General features: G+C 74.9%; 15 protein-coding genes and 1 riboswitch. Of the genes, 5 read left to right on the forward strand and 10 right to left on the reverse strand.

Annotation, left to right across the window (positions count from 1 at the left end):
- From KBX37_RS11060 to KBX37_RS11090, 7 genes are all read right to left on the reverse strand, one after another.
- Positions 1-744 (reverse strand): hypothetical protein (locus KBX37_RS11060; RefSeq protein ID WP_210775810.1); only part of this gene is annotated, 744 nt, incomplete at its 3' end.
- 23 nt (positions 745-767) lie between these two features.
- Positions 768-1,646 (reverse strand): PspA/IM30 family protein, encoded by an 879-nt coding sequence (locus tag KBX37_RS11065; RefSeq protein ID WP_210775811.1) that lies wholly within the window; start codon positions 1,644-1,646, stop codon positions 768-770.
- A gap of 192 nt (positions 1,647-1,838) precedes the next feature.
- Positions 1,839-2,285 (reverse strand): helix-turn-helix domain-containing protein, encoded by a 447-nt coding sequence (locus tag KBX37_RS11070; RefSeq protein ID WP_210775812.1) that lies wholly within the window; start codon positions 2,283-2,285, stop codon positions 1,839-1,841.
- Positions 2,286-2,446: 161 nt separating this feature from the next.
- Positions 2,447-3,010, reverse strand: coding sequence for a CinA family protein (locus KBX37_RS11075; protein WP_210775813.1), 564 nt, complete (start codon positions 3,008-3,010; stop codon positions 2,447-2,449).
- 126 nt (positions 3,011-3,136) lie between these two features.
- A complete protein-coding gene (gene pgsA, locus KBX37_RS11080; RefSeq protein ID WP_210775814.1) occupies positions 3,137-3,724 on the reverse strand; it encodes a CDP-diacylglycerol--glycerol-3-phosphate 3-phosphatidyltransferase in 588 nt (195 codons plus the stop codon).
- A 77-nt stretch (positions 3,725-3,801) separates the two neighbouring features.
- Positions 3,802-5,298 (reverse strand): 30S ribosomal protein S12 methylthiotransferase RimO, encoded by a 1,497-nt coding sequence (rimO, locus tag KBX37_RS11085; protein WP_210775815.1) that lies wholly within the window; start codon positions 5,296-5,298, stop codon positions 3,802-3,804.
- 75 nt (positions 5,299-5,373) lie between these two features.
- Entirely contained in the window at positions 5,374-6,297 is a 924-nt protein-coding gene (locus KBX37_RS11090) for an ornithine cyclodeaminase family protein (RefSeq protein WP_210775816.1), read from the reverse strand.
- A 91-nt stretch (positions 6,298-6,388) separates the two neighbouring features.
- Positions 6,389-6,452: riboswitch (guanidine-III (ykkC-III) riboswitch) on the forward strand.
- A 62-nt stretch (positions 6,453-6,514) separates the two neighbouring features.
- Between KBX37_RS11090 and KBX37_RS11095 the strand changes: the two genes are divergently transcribed.
- Positions 6,515-6,829 (forward strand): multidrug efflux SMR transporter, encoded by a 315-nt coding sequence (locus KBX37_RS11095; protein ID WP_210775817.1) that lies wholly within the window; start codon positions 6,515-6,517, stop codon positions 6,827-6,829.
- Positions 6,830-6,940: 111 nt separating this feature from the next.
- Entirely contained in the window at positions 6,941-7,186 is a 246-nt protein-coding gene (locus KBX37_RS11100; protein WP_154942785.1) for a hypothetical protein, read from the forward strand.
- A gap of 198 nt (positions 7,187-7,384) precedes the next feature.
- Here the strand turns inward: KBX37_RS11100 and KBX37_RS11105 are convergent, their stop codons facing one another.
- Positions 7,385-9,835 (reverse strand): DNA translocase FtsK, encoded by a 2,451-nt coding sequence (locus KBX37_RS11105; protein ID WP_210775818.1) that lies wholly within the window; start codon positions 9,833-9,835, stop codon positions 7,385-7,387.
- 114 nt (positions 9,836-9,949) lie between these two features.
- Here KBX37_RS11105 and KBX37_RS11110 point away from each other — a divergent pair, with 114 nt between their 5' ends.
- From KBX37_RS11110 to KBX37_RS34400, 3 genes are all read left to right on the forward strand, one after another.
- Positions 9,950-10,429: a YbjN domain-containing protein gene (locus tag KBX37_RS11110; protein ID WP_210775819.1), complete on the forward strand. Its 480-nt coding sequence runs from the start codon at positions 9,950-9,952 to the stop codon at positions 10,427-10,429.
- A gap of 80 nt (positions 10,430-10,509) precedes the next feature.
- Positions 10,510-12,030 carry a YbjN domain-containing protein gene (locus KBX37_RS11115; protein WP_210775852.1) on the forward strand — a complete coding sequence of 507 codons (1,521 nt, stop codon included), beginning with the start codon at positions 10,510-10,512 and terminating at the stop codon, positions 12,028-12,030.
- A 62-nt stretch (positions 12,031-12,092) separates the two neighbouring features.
- Complete coding sequence (locus KBX37_RS34400) at positions 12,093-12,323, forward strand: isocitrate lyase/phosphoenolpyruvate mutase family protein (protein WP_247657618.1); 231 nt, start codon at positions 12,093-12,095, stop codon at positions 12,321-12,323.
- 297 nt (positions 12,324-12,620) lie between these two features.
- Here KBX37_RS34400 and KBX37_RS11125 read toward each other — a convergent pair whose 3' ends face one another.
- Positions 12,621-14,189, reverse strand: coding sequence for a S1 family peptidase (locus KBX37_RS11125; RefSeq protein WP_210775820.1), 1,569 nt, complete (start codon positions 14,187-14,189; stop codon positions 12,621-12,623).
- Between the two features lie 188 nt (positions 14,190-14,377).
- Positions 14,378-16,066 carry a ribonuclease J gene (locus KBX37_RS11130; protein WP_154942780.1) on the reverse strand — a complete coding sequence of 563 codons (1,689 nt, stop codon included), beginning with the start codon at positions 16,064-16,066 and terminating at the stop codon, positions 14,378-14,380.
- Positions 16,067-16,083: the final 17 nt, after the last annotated feature.

The raw sequence follows: 16,083 nt of genomic DNA on the forward strand, positions 1-16,083 counted from the left end.
CTCGGCCAGGGCCGACGCCACGCCGTGCAGCCGGTCGGTCGCCTCGGTCAGCCGGGAGGCCGCCTGGTGCTCGGTGCTGGGGCGGGCGTCCTCGGCGACGTAGCCGGCCGCCGCCGCTACCAGCCCCTCGTACGCGGCCACCCCGCTGTCGAGCTGGCCGATCAGCGTCCGGTGCGCCTCGGCGAGGCGGGGTCGGGCCTCGGCCGGGGCCAGCTTGAGGGCACGTTCCACGCTGGCCGCCCGGCCGGCCAGGTCCCGCAGCGAGCGGTCGGCCGCGGCGGCCTCCTGCACCGCCGGCTCGGCCAGCCCGGTCAGCCGGGGCGCCATCCCGGCGAGGGTGAGCGCCGCCCGGTCCAGCCGGGCCCACGCCTGCGCGGCGGTGGTGCCGCGCAGCGCCAACCGGGACCGGACCCGGCGCACCTCGGCCAGCACCCCCGGGCCGACGGGAAGGCGCTCCACGGCGGCGACCAGCCGGGCCCGGGACCGGGCGGCGGCCTCGGCCGGGTCGAGGGCGGGCGGCGCCGGCCGGGCGCCGAGGGCCCGCAGGTCGACCCAGCGCCAGGCGGCCAGCGCCACCGCGCTGCCCGCGGCGCCGGCCCAGGCCGCGTCGGGCAGCCCGAGCCCCGCGTACGGGGTCAGCACCGCCGCCGCGCCGCCGAGCCCACCGGCCAGGACGCTCCACCGTCGGGCCGAACGCCGCAACCGGCGCAGCCGACGGAAGTGTCGTGCTCGCTCGTCCGCCACCCGTACCTCCTCGTGCCGTCCGCTCAGCCGGCGGCGGTGGTGTCCCCGGTGCCGCGGTCGCGGGTCATGCTCGCCCGGATCTCGTCGAGCCGGGCGGCGGCGGCCGGGTCGGCCGCCGGGCCGGCCGGCTGGGTCTGCTGCTGCACGCCCGGTCGTTCTCGTTCCTGCCTGCCGAGCTGGTCACCGGCCATGCTGGCGCGGATCTGCTCCAGCCGGGACGAACCGGCGCTGTCCAGCGTCGACTTCTGGATCTCCAGCATCCGCCCCTCGACGGAGTTGCCGGCCAGCTCGGCACGGCCCATCGCGTTGGCGTAGCGGCGTTCGATGCGGTCGCGCACCTCGTCCAGCGAGGGGGTGTTGCCGGGGGCGGTGACCGCGGACATCGACTCCAGCGAGCGGGCCACGCTCTCCTGCATCTTGGCCTGCTCCAGCTGGCTGAGCAGCTTGGTGCGCTCGGCGAGCTTCTGCTGGAGGATCATCGAGTTGTTCTCGACGGCGCGGCGGGCCTGGGCGGCGGCGCCGAGCGCCTGGTCGTGCAGGGTCTTCAGGTCCTCGGTGGCCTGCTCGGCGGAGACCAGCTGGGTGGCCAGCACCTGGGCGGACTGCTCGTAGCGGCCGGCCTCGGTCTCGTCGCCCCGGGCGCGGGCCTGGTCGGCGAGGACCAGCGCCTGCCGGGCGTTGGCCTGGAGCCGTTCGACCTCGGACATCTGCCGGGAGAGCTTCATCTCCAGCTGGCGCTGGTTGCCGATCACCGCGGCCGCCTGCTGGACCAGCGCCTGGTGCTGGCGCTGCGCCTCCTCGATGGCCTGCTGGATCTGCACCTTCGGATCGGCGTGCTCGTCGATCTTGGCACCGAAGAGCGCCATCAGGTAGTGCCAGCCCTTGACGAACGGGTTCGCCATCTCCGCGGTATCCCCTCAGTAGCGTCGCTGCGCCTCGACCGGAGCCGGACCGGCCGACCGGCCACGCGGTTGCTCCCATCGTGGCAGCCGGACGCCAGTCGGGCATCCGCACCGCGGGAGTGCGCCGTACGGCCTGCGATCAACCCTACGCGGCGGGGGCGAACGCGGCCATGCGTCGCGGCGGGCGGGAGGTCAGGCGGCGCAGACCACGTCCCGCTCGGCGGGACGGACCCGGGTGCTGCGCAGGGTGGCCTTCAGCGGCGAGTCCTGACGGACCGAGACGGCCACCTTGCCGTCCGAGGTGAGCTGGCGGACGCCCCGGTTGGTGGCCTTGCCCACGGCCACCGGGGCCGGCGTCGGCTCGGCCGGCTCGTCCTGCATCGGCACCAGCACGCCCGGCAGCTGCTCGGCGAGGGCCACCGTGTCGCTGACCTCGCGCAGCAGCTCGGAGAGCCGGGCGCCGAGGGCGTCGCAGATCGCGGCCAGCAGCTCGCTGGAGGGCTCCTTCTGGCCGCGCTCGATCTCGGACAGGTAGCCGAGGCTGACGTTGGCGGCGGTCGAGACCTCACGCAGGGTGCGGTGCTGACCCTGTCGGCGCGCCCGCAGAGCGTCGCCGATCACGCGGCGTAGCAGGATCATCGCACCTCCCCCTGACGGGAATCCCTCTCGCCCGGGCATCCGCCCGCGCCGCACACGGTCGCCCGCGCCGTCGCCGGCGTCGCGCGCCGGAGCCTTCCCGCAACCGTACCCGTTGCCCGCCCCGCCGACATCCCACCCCGCCCGGCAAATCCGATCTCCGGTCACCGCCGGCCGGCCGCCGTGGCGGCGGCGTCGTCGTCCACGGCCGCCCCGGCCGGGTCGTCGGCGGCCTGGATCCGCTCGACCAGCAGCCGCAGCGCCTCGATCACCGCGGCGGAGCGGATGTGGTCCCGGCCACCGTCGAGGTCCAGTTGGCGGACGACCGTGCCGGCGGGCCCGGCCGCCGCGACGTAGACCAGCCCGACCGGTTTGCCGTCCTGCGGCTCCGGCCCGGCCACGCCGGTGGTGGCCAGCCCCCAGTCCGCCCCGCAGCGCCGCCGCCCGCCCTCGGCGAGCGCCCGCGCCACGTCCGGGTCGATCGGCCCGCGTTCCGCCAGCAGCTCCGCGGGTACGCCGGCGAGCTCCGACTTCAGCTCGGTGGCGTACGTGACCAGGCCGCCCCGGTAGACCCCGCTGACCCCGGCGATCTCCACGATCGAGGCGGAGAGCAGCCCACCGGTCAGGGACTCGACGGTGGCCAGCGTCTCGTGCCGCTCGTGCAGGCTGTGCACCACGGCCGCCGCCGGACTCCCGGCGAGCCGCTCGTTGTTCGCATCCGTCCCCATGTCCCGCATCCCTTCCCCGCCTGCCGACGCCTACTCATCCTGCGCCCGGCGGCGCCGGTCACGGCGCCGCTGCGGCGACCCGCCGGGGCGCGCCCCCTGCGGCCGCGGGGTCGACAGGGGTGCTCCTCAGCGGGCGGGGCGGCGCAGGCGCAGCGCCTGGGCGACGTAGTCGAAGCCGGTGACCACGGTGACCACCACGGCGGCGGCCATGATCCACGGGCCGACGGCGGCGAGGTCGGCCGGCAGCGGCCAGAGGTACCAGGTGATCGCGAGGATCTGGAGCGCCGTCTTGATCTTGCCGCCCCGGCTGGCCGCGATCACGCCGCGCCGGATCACCCAGAAGCGCAGCGCGGTGACGCCCCACTCCCGCACCAGGATCACCGCCGTCACCCACCAGGGCAGCCGGTCGTACCAGGAGAGCAGCACCAGGGCGGCGCCGGTGAGCGCCTTGTCGGCGATCGGGTCGGCGACCTTGCCGACCGAGGTGACGAGCTTGAACCGGCGGGCGATCCAGCCGTCGACCAGGTCGGTCGCCGAGGCGACCACGAAGATCAGACAGGCGGCCATCTGCCAGCCGGCGTTCGTCGTCCCGGAGACGATCACCGACGCCGCGAAGACCGGCACCAGCACCAGCCGCAGGGCGGTCAGCGCGTTGGCCGCGTTGAGCACCGGCACCCGGGCGACCACCGGCGCCGACTCCGTCGCCCCGGTCACGGCCGCACCCCGTTCGGGCCGCCGGGGCGTACCAGGCACCGCACCACGTGGCTCCCCCGCTTCCTCCGGACCCGCCGTCACCGTTCCGCGCCGGGCGCCGCCGAGATCATCTCATCCGGCACGGCGATCAGGTCGACACCCTCGGTCGCGGTGACCGTCGCCCGGACCAGGTCGCCGGGGCGCAGCGCGGCCAGGTCGACCCCGCCGTCGACCGGCGCGACCAGCGTGGTCGAGCCGTCGACCTCGGGAGCCTGGTGGGCGGCCCGCCCCTCGACCACGCCGCCGTCGACCGAGTCGATGAGCACCTCGACGGTCGAGGAGAGCCGATCCTCGGCCCGCTGCGAGCAGAGCTCATCGGCGAGCGCGCTGAGCTTGTCGTAGCGGCGCTTGACGGTGGCGGCGGAGACCTTGCCGGGCAGCCCGGCGGCCTCGGTGCCGTCCTCGTCGCTGTAGTCGAACATGCCGATCGCGTCGAGGCGCGCCTCGGTCAGGAACCGGACCAGCTCGTCGACGTCGGCGCGGGTCTCGCCGGGGAAGCCGACGATGAAGTTGCTCCGCGCGCCGGCCTCCGGCGCCAGGGCCCGGGCCCCCGCCAGCAGCTCCAGGAACCGGTCGGTGGAGCCGAAACGACGCATCCGGCGCAGCACCGGCTCGCTGGAGTGCTGGAAGGACAGGTCGAAGTAGGGCGCCACGCCGGGCGTGGTGGCGATCGCCTCGACCAGGCCGGGCCGGGTCTCGGCGGGCTGGAGGTAGCTCGCCCGCACCCGGACGATGCCGTCGATGGCGGCCAGCTGCGGCAGCAGCTTCTCCAGCGCCCGGGGATCGCCCAGGTCCTTGCCGTACGAGGTGGAGTTCTCGCTGACCAGCACCAGCTCACGGACGCCGGTCTTGGCCAGCCACTCCGCCTCGGCCAACAGCTCGTCCGGCGTACGCGAGACGAAGGCGCCGCGGAAGGCGGGGATGGCGCAGAACGCGCAGCGCCGGTCGCAGCCGCTGGCCAGCTTCAGCGAGGCGACCGGGCCGGTGTCGAGCCGGCGGCGCAGCACCTGGCGCAGGTGGGCCGGGGTGTGCTCGTCGGTCTCGGTGACGCCCCGGGCGGGGGTGCCGTGCCCGGGCAGCGAGACCGCGCTGTCCCGGCGGGAGACCGGGGTGAGCGGCAGCAGCTCGCGCCGGTCGCGCGGGGTGTGCGCGGCGACCGCCTCGCCGGCGACGACCGCGTTCAGCCGGGCGGAGATCTCCGGGTAGTCGTCGAAGCTGAGCACCGCCTGCGCCTCGGGGAGGCTGTCGGCCAGCTCACGCCCGTACCGCTCGGCCATGCAGCCGGCCGCGACCACCTTGGCGCCGGTGTCGGCGGCGGCGAGCAGGGTCTGGATGGAGTCCTGCTTCGCCTTCTCCACGAAGCCGCAGGTGTTGACGACCACCACGTCGGCGCCCTCGCCGTCGGTGGTGACCTGCCAGCCGTCGGCGTGCAGCCGGGCGGCCAGCTCCTCCGAGTCGACCTCGTTGCGGGCACAGCCCAGGGTCAGCAGGGCGACACGGCGGCCGTCAGGGGCGGAGGAGGTGGCAGACACCATCCGAGGGTACCGGGCGGCGGGGCGGGGGCCGGCAACGGCGGGCCGCCGCATCGGCCGGCTCACATCCGCGACCGGTCAGACCGCCGCCGCGCCCACCCGCACCAGCCGGTCGAGGAGGAAGACCTCCGTGCCGGCCAGGCCGGTGGAGCAGAAGAGGGAGACCTGGTCCGCGCCGGTCCGGCCGGGGACCGCGGCGGCCAGCACCGCGCCCAGGTCGCGCAGCCGGCCCGCGTACGGCTCGACGGCGGCGAGCATCGGCGGGGAGTAGGCGTCCGCCTGGGCCGGCGAGTCGGTCACCAGCAGATCGGCGCGGTCCAGCAGGTCGCAGCCGAACTCGTGCCGGTCGGCCTGCTTGAAGCCGACGGCGTTGACATGGGTGCCCGGGGCGAGGTCGGTGGCGTCCAGCACCGGCGTGGTGCTGGTGGTGGCGAGCACCACCACGTCCCGGTCCCGGACCGCCGACCGGGGCGAGTCGACCGCACGGGCCGGCACCCCCAGTTCGACGCGGACCCGGGCCGCGAACGCCTCCCGGCGGGCGGCCGAGCGGCTGTGCACCGTCACCTCGCGCAGCGGGCGTACCGCCGCGGCGGCCCAGACCTGGGTCCACGCCTGCCGGCCGGAGCCGATCACCCCGAGGGTGGCCGCGTCCGGGCGCGCCAGCGCGTCCACCGCGACCCCGCCCAATCCCCCGGTACGCCGGGAGCCCAGCTCCTCGCCGACCGCCACCGCCCGCACCGCCCCGGTACGCCCGTCGTGCAGCACGACCAGCTGCTCGGACTCCGGCAACCCGAAGGTGTCGTACGACCGGAAGCCGTACCACTCGCCGGTGAGGTGGCCGGCGGTGAGCACCATCCGCCCACCGTCCAGCGGGGCAGCCGCCCGGGGCGGGGCGACGAGCCGGCCGGCGTGGGCGGCCAGCAGCGCGTCCCGCATCGCCGCGACGGTCGCCGAAGCGTCCAGGGCGGCGGCGACCTCCCGGTCGGTGAAGATCAGCCTCATGCTTGCCATCCTGCAACCTGAAGTCAGGTTCAGCTCAACCGGTGGTGCGCGAGATCACCACCCGCCCGGACGGGGCGGTGTTAGCGTCGGCGGTGGCGGCCCCGGCCGTCCCGGACGAGTGGTGGGCGTACCCGGTCAGGCCAAGACGCCCCACGGCAGGCAGACCGACTCGTCCCGGGCCGCGAGGGTCCGGGCCCGCTTCCCGAGGTGATGACCCGTGGCCTGGATCGTGCTGGTGCTCTCCGGCCTGCTGGAGACCGCGTGGGCGGTGTCGCTCGACCGCAGCGCCGGCTTCAGCCGCCCCCTCCCCTCCGTCGTCTTCCTGATCACCCTGGTGCTCAGCATGCTCGGGCTGGCGTACGCGCTGCGCGAGATCCCGGTCGGCACCGGCTACGCGGTCTGGGTCGGCATCGGCGCGGTCGGCACCGCCGCGTACGGGATGGCGGCGCTCGGCGAGTCGGCCAGCCTCGCCCGGATCGCCTGCCTGCTGCTGGTGGTCGCCGGCGTGGTCGGGCTCAAGCTCTTCCACTGAACCCCCGAGGGGCGCGCCGGGACGAGCGGTATCGGCGCTGATGAGTAGTCCGAGGCCGGAGTGGGTAGACAGCGGCCGGACACCCAAGAGGCTCTCACCACGGAGGACGTCATGGCCGACATGCACGCTACCGCCCGCCCGCGCAGCAACGCCGCCCGGATCTGCACGATCCTGGCCTTCGTCTTCGCCGTCGTCGCCATCTTCGTGGCGCCGGTGATCTTCGGTATCGCCGGCCTGGTGCTCGGCATCGTCGGCGCGGTGCTCGGCGACAAGCCACTCGGCTGGTACGCCGCCGCCGCCAGCGTCGTGGGCGCCATCATCGGTGTCGCCCTCGTCGCCGCGATCATCAACAACTGACCTCACGGATTCCCCGACGAGGCCCGCCGGCCCACCGGCGGGCCTCCTCGCGTCCCGGCCCGCGTGCCGTCGCCATGACGCGGACGGTGGCGGTCTCCCGGCCCGCGTGCCGCCGCAATGACGCCGACGTGGCGGTGTCCCGGGCCGGAAAGCACCGCCACATCGCCGGAACGGAGTCGATCAGCCTGAGGCGGGGGGTCAGTCCTCGGCGCCGCGCAGGCCGGCCAGGACCTCTTCCAGCTCGTCCGGCTTGACCAGCACGTCGCGGGCCTTGGAACCCTCGGACGGGCCGACCACGCCCCGGGTCTCCATCAGGTCCATCAGCCGGCCCGCCTTGGCGAAGCCGACCCGCAGCTTGCGCTGGAGCATCGAGGTCGAGCCGAACTGCGAGGTGACCACCAGCTCGACCGCCTGCACCAGCAGGCCCAGGTCGTCGCCGATGTCCTCGTCGATCTTCTTCTTGCTGTCCTGCGCGGGGGCCAGCACGTCCGGGCGGAACTCCGGCTCGCGCTGGTCCTTGCAGAACTTCACCACGTCGGCGATCTCGCGCTCGGTCACCCAGGCGCCCTGGATCCGCACCGGCTTGGAGGCGCCCATCGGCAGGAAGAGCCCGTCGCCCCGGCCGAGCAGCTTCTCCGCGCCCGGCTGGTCGAGGATGACCCGCGAGTCGGCCAGCGAGGAGGTGGCGAACGCCAGCCGGGACGGGACGTTCGCCTTGATCAGGCCGGTGACCACGTCGACCGAGGGGCGCTGGGTGGCCAGCACCAGGTGGATGCCGGCCGCGCGGGCGAGCTGGGTGATCCGGACGACCGAGTCCTCCACGTCGCGCGGGGCGACCATCATCAGGTCGGCCAGCTCGTCGACGATCACCAGCAGGTACGGGTACGGGCGCATCTCCCGCTCGCTGCCCGGCGGGGCCTTGATCTCGCCGTTGCGCACCTTGCGGTTGAAGTCGTCGATGTGCCGGACCCCGTTGGCGGCAAGGTCGTCGTAGCGCATGTCCATCTCGCGGACGACCCAGTCCAGCGAGTCGGCCGCCTTCTTCGCGTTGGTCACGATCGGCGTGACCAGGTGCGGGATGCCCTCGTAGCCGGTCATCTCGACCCGCTTCGGGTCGATCAAGAGCAGCCGCACCTCGTCCGGCGTGGCCCGGGTGAGGATCGAGACCAGCAACGTATTGAGGCAGCTCGATTTCCCGGCGCCGGTGGCACCGGCGATCAAAATGTGCGGCATCTTGGCCAGGTTGGCCACCACGTAGCCGCCCTCGATGTCCTTGCCGAGCGCCACCACCATCGGGTGGTGGTCGCTGGTGGCGGCCCGCGAGCGCAGCACGTCGCCGAGGGCGACGTTCTCCGGGTCGGTGTTCGGGATCTCCACGCCGACCGCGCTCTTGCCCGGGATCGGGCTGAGGATCCGCACGTCCGGCGACTTCACCGCGTACGCGATGTTGCGGGAGAGCTGGGTGATCCGCTCGACCTTGACCCCGTGCCCGAGTTCCACCTCGTAGCGGGTGACCGTCGGGCCCCGGGTGAAGCCGGTGACCGCGGCGTCCACGTCGAACTGCTCGAAGACGCCGGTCAGCGCCGCGATCACCTCGTCGTTGGCCTTGCTGCGGGTCTTCGGCGCGGCGCCGCCGCTGAGCATGTTCGCCGGCGGCAGCGTGTAGTCGCCGGCCAGCCCGGTGAGCGCGAGCTGCTCGGCCCGGGTGGGCGCGGGCGAGTGCTCCGGCGGCTCGACCGGCTTCCGGCTGGCGGGCACCTTCGGCTTGCGCGGCAGCACCAGGGTGTCCTGGAGGTTGACCGCGTCCTCGTCGTCCAGGTCGTCCGGGTCCAGCGGCGGCGGCGCGGTCCGCTTCGCCGGCCGGCGGCGGGCCGGCTTCGCGGCCGGCTCCTCCTCCGCCTCCGGGTCGGCCGGCGGCGCGACCAGCGTGCCGGCGAGCAGGCCGAGTCGCTCGGGGATCTTGTTGATCGGGGTCGCGGTGACCACCAGCAGACCGAAGACGAGCAGCAGGATGAGCAGCGGCACCGCCACCCAGGCGGTGACCCCCGCCGCCAGCAGGTCGCCGACCCCGGCGCCGATCAGCCCGCCGGCGTAGTCGCGCTGCACCGGGTCGACCGGGTCCTGTCCGATGTGCAGCATCGCCGCTGTGGCCACCAGCATCGAACCCCAGCCCACCAGGCCACGGCCCCGGTGTTCCGGGTCGGCGGGCGTGCGCATCAGCCGCCAGGCGCCGATCATCAGCAGCACCGGCACCACGATCGCGATCGCGCCGAGGAAGAGCCGGACGGTGTCGGCCAGCCGGGCGCCGAGCGGGCCGGCGCCGGAGAACCAGATCCCCACCCCGCTCAGGATGGCCAGGCCGAACAGCAGCAGCCCGGCGCCGTCGCGGCGGTGCTCCGGGTCGAGGTCGCGGGCGGAGGCGGCCTGCCGGCCGGCGGCACGGACCGCCCAGCCCACGCCGTGCGCCAGCCCCATCCACAGTGCACCGACCGCGCGTCCGAGGTAGACCGCCGGGCCGGGCCGGGCCGCCGTTCGCCGCCGGGCGGTCGCCCGGGTGGCCTTCTTCGCCGGCTGGCGGGCACGGCTGTTCGTGGTACCGCGCGGCGACGCGCCGCGTCGCCGGCTCGCCTGAGAGGTACGGCCCGCCATACAGTCACCGTAACGGCGTGACCCGGGAGATCGCCGCTTTTCCGGGTCGTGTCCGCGCGTCGCAGCACGGACCACGCCCACAGACGTGTTATTTGCCTCAGGAAGGGATGCCCGATGGCGTCGCCTGCTTTCGAGGACGGTCCGGACGACCCCCTGGCCGGGCACCCGCAGGCTCTGCGGCCGCTGACCGGCGAACTGATCGCCGCGGTGCTCGGCCACCGCGGGTACGCCTTCTCCGCCGACGCCGACGGCGACCTGGTCGGCCGCTGGGACGACAACCTGATCTGGTTCCTGCGCCCCGGCGAGGCCGGCGAGCTGCTCCAGGTCCGCACGATGGCCGCCCCGGCCTTCGGCATCGAGTACGTCCCGACGCTCTACGCCTTCTGCAACTCCTGGAACCACGACCGGCTCTGGCCCAAGGCGTTCGTGCACGTCGACGACGAGGGGGTGGCCCGGGTCTGCGGCGAGGTGATCACCGACCTGGAACGGGGGGTGACCCCGCACCAGCTCGACCAGCTCCTCGACTGCGGCATCTCCACCGGCTGCCAACTGGCCGCCGCCGTCGCCCAGCTTCCCGGCGGGACGACCCGGTGACCGGCCGGGGCGAGCCCGTCGGGCGCGGACTGACCGGCCGCGTCCCGGAGCTGGTCGCGGCGCTGGCCGACGCCCGGGACATGCCCGACGGCGAGGCCCGCTTCACCGAGCTGGACCGGATCGCCGCCCGAGCCGACGCGCTGGGCGACGCGCACTCCGGGCTGGACGCCCGGTTCGCGCTGGTCGAGGCGTACCTGCTGCACGGGGAGCGGTGGCGGCTGGCCGAGCCGGTGCGGCGCTGCCTGGCCGCCGTCGACCGGTCCCCCGGCCTGCTGACCGAACGCCCCGGCGACGCCGAACTGCTGCGCCGGCACCAGCGCTACGCGGTCGAGGCGGCGATCGGCACCCCGCGGGTCGGCCTGGACCAGGCCCGGGCCCTCCTCGACGACCTGGCGCGGCGGGCCGGCGAGCGGACCGGGCTCGTCGCCCAGCTGCGCTGCCGGCTAGCCGACCACCTCGGCGACGAGCCCACCGCCCGCCGCCGGTACGACGACTGGGCCGCCGCCGAGCCCGACCCGACCGCCGGCTGCCCCGGCTGCCTGCCGGCCCGCCGCGCGGAGCTGCTCGCCGGGTGGGGCGACGACCAGGCGGCGCTGGCCACCTTGCGTCCCGTCCTCGACGGCGCGGTGGACTGCACCGACTCGCCCGAGCGGGCGCTGGCCGTGGCGCTGCTGCCGTGGCTGCGCACCGGCGAGGCGGAGCGGACCGGGCAGGCGCACCTGCGGGCGTACCGACGGCACCGGCGGGAGCGGGGGGCCTTCCCGTACCTCGCCGCGCACCTGCGGTTCTGCGCGCTGGCCGGGCACCCCGGCCGGGGGCTGGACATCCTCGCCGAGCAGCTGCCCCGGCTGGACCACCCGTACGACGACCTGTCCGCGATGGAGTTCGCCGCCGCCGGGGCGCTGGTCTGCGTCCTCGCCGCCGAGGCGGGACTGGCCGGGCGGCGGGTGCACCGCCCGGCGCACGGCAGCCGGCCGGCGGCCGAGGTGGATGTGGAGACCCTCGCCACCGACCTGCTGACGCTGGCCACCGGGCTGGCCGGCAGCTTCGACGCGCGCAACGGCACCGGGCACCAGTCCGGCCGGATCGCCTCCTGGCTGGCGGAGCGGCCGCTGGCCACGCCGGTGCCGCTGCCCGACGAGGAGACCGGCGACGACCCGGCGACGGACCCGCCGTTCGCCCCGGCAGCCGACGAGCTGGCCCCGCTGAGCCTGTCGATGATCATCGCGGTGCTGGACCGCCGGGGCGACGTCTACGCCGTGGACGCCGGCGGGGTGGTGGTCGGACGCTGGCACGAGGCGGTGATCCAGTTCCGGCAGGTCGGGCGGCGCGGCGAGATCCTGCACGCCCGGGTGGTGGCGGCCCGGCGACTCCCGGTGGCCCGGCTGACCGAGGCGTACGAGTTCTGCAACGCCTGGAACCACGACCGGCTGCTGCCGAAGGCGTACGTGCACGACCTGGGCGAGGGCGAGCTGGTGCTGGCCGGCGACGTGACCACCGACCTGGAGCACGGGGTGGCCCCGGCGCAGCTCGGCGTCCTGGTCGACGCGGCGGTCGCCACCGGCGTCGCGTACGCGGACGCGGTCGCCGCGCTGCCCTGACCGGCGCGGGTGGGGTCCGAAAGCCGCCGGACGCCGACGCGCCGCGCTGGTGGACTTGCGGCATGACGACCTCACAGCAGCGGGCCGCTCGCCTGCGCGCCCTGCACCGGCCCGGTACACCGCTCGTCCTGCCCAACGCGTGGGACGTGGCCAGCGCCCGCCTGGTCGAGGAGTGCGGGGCCGAGGCGTACGGCCTGGTCCGGCGGGCCGCCACCGAAACGCTGACCGGCGGCACCTACACCGCCCTCACCCCCGCCACCTCCTACGGCGACCTGAACGCCCTGCTCCGCTGACCACACGCCCCACCTCAGCGCGCACTTTCCGAGAAGGCGTGGCTGTTCCGCGCGCCATAGCCACCCTTTCTCGGAAAGAGCGGCCATCTCGGAGCACGGCGATACGCGCGGAGCCACCCGCCCGACCGCACCGTCCGGCCCCACCTCAGCGCGCTCTTTCCGAGAAAGCGTGGCTATTCCGCGCGCCATGGCCACTCTTTCTCGGAAAGAGCGGCCATGGGGGCGAGGGGTGGGGCGGGACGCGGAGCGGCCCCCGACCACCGGGCGGTGGGGGTCGGGGGCCGCGGTCGGGGTGGGTCAGCTCGCCGAGAAGGCGAGGGTGTAGCTGCCGGAGCCGCTCAGCGCGGTGACCCGGTAGCGGTAGGCGCCGGCCGAGCCCTCGGCCTCCAGGTTCGCCACGCCGTCGGCGGTGGCGGTGCGGGCCACGGTCCGGAAGCCGGTGCCGGTCCAGCGCTGGAGTTCCAGCACCAGCTGCGCGCCGTCGGGGGCGTCCAGGCAGGCGCTCTGCGCGCCGCCGTCGGCGACGAACCAGCGACCGTCGGGCTGCGCCTGGGAACGGCCGGCGGCGACGGCGCCGGAGCGGCTGACGTCGCCGGTGCAGACCGGGGAGTCGCCGGCCGGCGGGGCGATGGGGGCGTCGGTCGCCGGCGGGGCGGTGGCGTCGCCGCCGGCGGGCGGCTCGGCGGGGGCCGACCGGCTCTCCGCGGTGACCAGGGTCAGGTTGTTGCGCTGGAGGATCTCGTTGACCGGCTGGAAGAACGTGAGGCCGCCGGTGGTGCAGTCGCCCGACCCGCCGGAGGTGACGCCCTGCGCCTGGTCGCCGGAGAGCCACGCCCCGCCCGAGTCGCCGGGCTCGGCGCAGACGTTGGTCCGGGTGAGCCCGGTGACCGTGCCCTCCGGGTAGTTCACGGTGGCGTTCTTGGCCTGGACCACCCCGCAGCGGGTGCCGGTGGTGGAGCCGGAGCGGCAGATCGAGGCGCCGACCGGGGCCTCGGTGGAGCCGTTGACCGGCACGGTGCCGCCGTTGAAGTCGTTCACCACGCCCTGCGGCGTCCACTGGTTGTTGACCTCGACGAACGCCCAGTCGTCGCCGGGGAACGAGGACGCGGCGAAGGTGCCCTGGGCGACCCGGTTCGCGCCGGTGGTGCGGTCCCCCGGCTGGCCGCAGTGCCCGGCGGTGACGAAGCCGCCGACCACGGAGAAGCCGACCGAGCAGCGGCCGGCGTTGTTGATGAAGTACGCGTCACCGCCCCGCACGTCGAACAGCGGCCGGGGCGACTCGGTGGAGGCGTTCACCCGTACCGCCCCGGCCGGCGCGCCGGTCGCCGCGGCGAACCGCCGTCCGGCCTCCTCCGCGCCCGGCCGGGCGAGCACCACCACCGAGTTGGTGGCGACGTCGACGTACCAGCCGGCGATGTCCGGGGTGGCCCGGCCACCGGCCGAGTCGAGCCGGCCCTTGACCGCGTCCAGCTCCCGCACGCCCCGGTCGACCTCCTTCGGCACCGCACCGGCGGCGCGGACCCGGTCCGCCTGCGCCGGGTCGGCGACCGCCACGGTCAGCGTGGCACCGTCGGCGCTGAGCCAGCTGCCGCCGTACGCCGCGCCCAGCTCGGCGCGCAGCCGGTTGAGGGTGCCGGTGGCCCGCCGCTCGGCCGCCAACCGCCGTACCGCCTGCTCCCGGCTGAGCGAGAGGTCGCGGCTCATCGCGTCCAGCACCTCGGGGGCCACCCCGCTGGTGGCGCTCGCCCCGGCCGGTCCACCGGCTCGCGGGGCGTTCTCACCGGCGAACGACGGCAGGGTCACCGCCGCCGTCAATCCCGCCGCCGCCACCACGACACCGATGGCTGTCATCCGTCTGCGGTCCATCCGCCAAGCTCCTCCCGGCCGGCGCGGGGTACGCCTGCCGGAACGGAGTACGGAGACGACGGCCGATCGGTTGACCCGGAGCCGGACCTTTCAGCGCAGCGTGTCCAGGCGGTCACTCGCCGGGGCGTACCCGGACACGACGACGCCGGCCCACCGCGGACGGTGGACCGGCGTGCGGAGCCGGTGGGTCAGACCTCGACGACCGTCGGGACGATCATCGGGCGGCGCCGGTACTTGTCGTTGACCCAGCGCCCGACGGTGCGCCGGACGATCTGCTGAAGCTGGTGCGGGTCGGTGATGCCGTCCGCCGCGGCCCGGTTGAGCGCCTCGGTGACCAGCGGGACGACCGGGTTGAACGCCTCCGGGTCCTCGGAGAAGCCCTTCGCGGAGAGGGTGGGGCCGCCGACCACCTTGCCGGTGACCGAGTCGACCACCACGGTGGTGGCGATGAAGCCGCCGTCGCCGAGGATCCGCCGCTCGGTGAGCAGCGACTCGCTGACGTCGCCGACGGCGAGCCCGTCGACGTAGACGTAGCGGCTCTTCACGTGCCCGACCAGGCTGGCCCGGCCCTCGACCAGGTCGACCACGTCGCCGTCCTCGCAGAGCACCACCCGGTCGGGGGCGACGCCGGACTCGACGCCGAGGCGGGCGTGCGCCCGCAGGTGCCGCCACTCGCCGTGTACCGGCATCAGGTTGCTCGGGCGCACCATGTTGAGCAGGTAGAGCAGCTCGCCGGCGGGGGCGTGGCCGGAGACGTGCACCTTGGCCACGTCCTTGTGCACGACCACCGCGCCGGCGCGGGCCAGCCGGTTGATCACCCGGTAGACGGAGGTCTCGTTGCCCGGCACCAGCGAGCTGGCCAGCACCACCGTGTCGCCGGGGGCGATGGTGATGTGCCGGTGGTCGCCGCTGGCCATCCGGCCGAGCGCGCTCATCGGCTCGCCCTGGGAGCCGGTGGACATCAGCAGGATCTGCTCGGGTGGCAGCGTGGTGGCCTCCTCCAGCCCGACCACCAGGCCGGGCGGGATGTTGAGCAGGCCGAGGTCGCGGGCGATGCCCATGTTGCGCACCATCGACCGGCCGATCAGCGCCACCTTGCGGCCATGCTCGATCGCCGAGTCGAAGACCTGCTGCACCCGGTGCACGTGCGAGGCGAACGAGGCGACGATGATCCGCCCCCGCGCCTTGGCGAAGATCGAGTCGAGCACCGGCCCGATCTCGCGCTCGGGGGTGACGAAGCCGGGGATCTCCGCGTTGGTGGAGTCCGACAGCAGCAGGTCGACGCCCTCCGCGCCGAGCCGGGCGAAGCCGGCCAGGTCGGTGATCCGGCCGTCCAGCGGGAGCTGGTCCATCTTGAAGTCGCCGGTGTGCAGCACCAGCCCGGCCGGGGTGCGGATGGCCACGGCGAGGGCGTCCGGGATCGAGTGGTTGACCGCGAAGAACTCGCACTCGAACGGGCCCAGCCGCTCCCGGCCGCCCTCCCGCACGGTCAGCGTGTACGGCTGGATCCGCCGCTCGGCCAGCTTCGCCTCGACCAGGGCCAGGGTGAACTGGGAACCGACCAGCGGGATGTCCGGCTTGTGGGCGAGCAGGTACGGCACCGCGCCGATGTGGTCCTCGTGACCGTGGGTGAGCACGATCGCCTGGACGTCGTCCAGCCGGTCCAGGATCGGGCCGAAGTCCGGCAGGATCAGGTCGACGCCCGGCTGCTCGACGTCGGGGAAGAGCACCCCGCAGTCGACGATGAGCAGCTTGCCGTCGTACTCGAAAACGGTCATGTTCCGACCGATGGCGCCGAGCCCGCCGAGCGGGATGATCCGCAGGCCGCCCTCCGGCAGCGGCGGGGGCAGCTCACCCTCGATGTGCGCCTCGGTCACGCGTCCACCTCAATCTG

It is taken from the genome of Micromonospora sp. U56 (assembly GCF_018070095.1).
Taxonomy (GTDB): Bacteria; Actinomycetota; Actinomycetes; order Mycobacteriales; family Micromonosporaceae; genus Micromonospora; species Micromonospora purpureochromogenes.

Coding starts and splice junctions, on each gene's coding strand:
- KBX37_RS11070 (WP_210775812.1), bottom strand. CDS start 2,285: ATGATCCTGCTACGCCGCGTGATCGGCGACGCTCTGCGGGCGCGCCGA.
- rimO (WP_210775815.1), bottom strand. CDS start 5,298: ATGGTGTCTGCCACCTCCTCCGCCCCTGACGGCCGCCGTGTCGCCCTG.
- KBX37_RS11100 (WP_154942785.1), top strand. CDS start 6,941: ATGGCCGACATGCACGCTACCGCCCGCCCGCGCAGCAACGCCGCCCGG.
- KBX37_RS11090 (WP_210775816.1), bottom strand. CDS start 6,297: ATGAGGCTGATCTTCACCGACCGGGAGGTCGCCGCCGCCCTGGACGCT.
- KBX37_RS11110 (WP_210775819.1), top strand. CDS start 9,950: ATGGCGTCGCCTGCTTTCGAGGACGGTCCGGACGACCCCCTGGCCGGG.
- KBX37_RS34400 (WP_247657618.1), top strand. CDS start 12,093: ATGACGACCTCACAGCAGCGGGCCGCTCGCCTGCGCGCCCTGCACCGG.
- KBX37_RS11105 (WP_210775818.1), bottom strand. CDS start 9,835: ATGGCGGGCCGTACCTCTCAGGCGAGCCGGCGACGCGGCGCGTCGCCG.
- KBX37_RS11125 (WP_210775820.1), bottom strand. CDS start 14,189: ATGGACCGCAGACGGATGACAGCCATCGGTGTCGTGGTGGCGGCGGCG.
- KBX37_RS11065 (WP_210775811.1), bottom strand. CDS start 1,646: ATGGCGAACCCGTTCGTCAAGGGCTGGCACTACCTGATGGCGCTCTTC.
- KBX37_RS11115 (WP_210775852.1), top strand. CDS start 10,510: ATGCCCGACGGCGAGGCCCGCTTCACCGAGCTGGACCGGATCGCCGCC.
- KBX37_RS11075 (WP_210775813.1), bottom strand. CDS start 3,010: ATGGGGACGGATGCGAACAACGAGCGGCTCGCCGGGAGTCCGGCGGCG.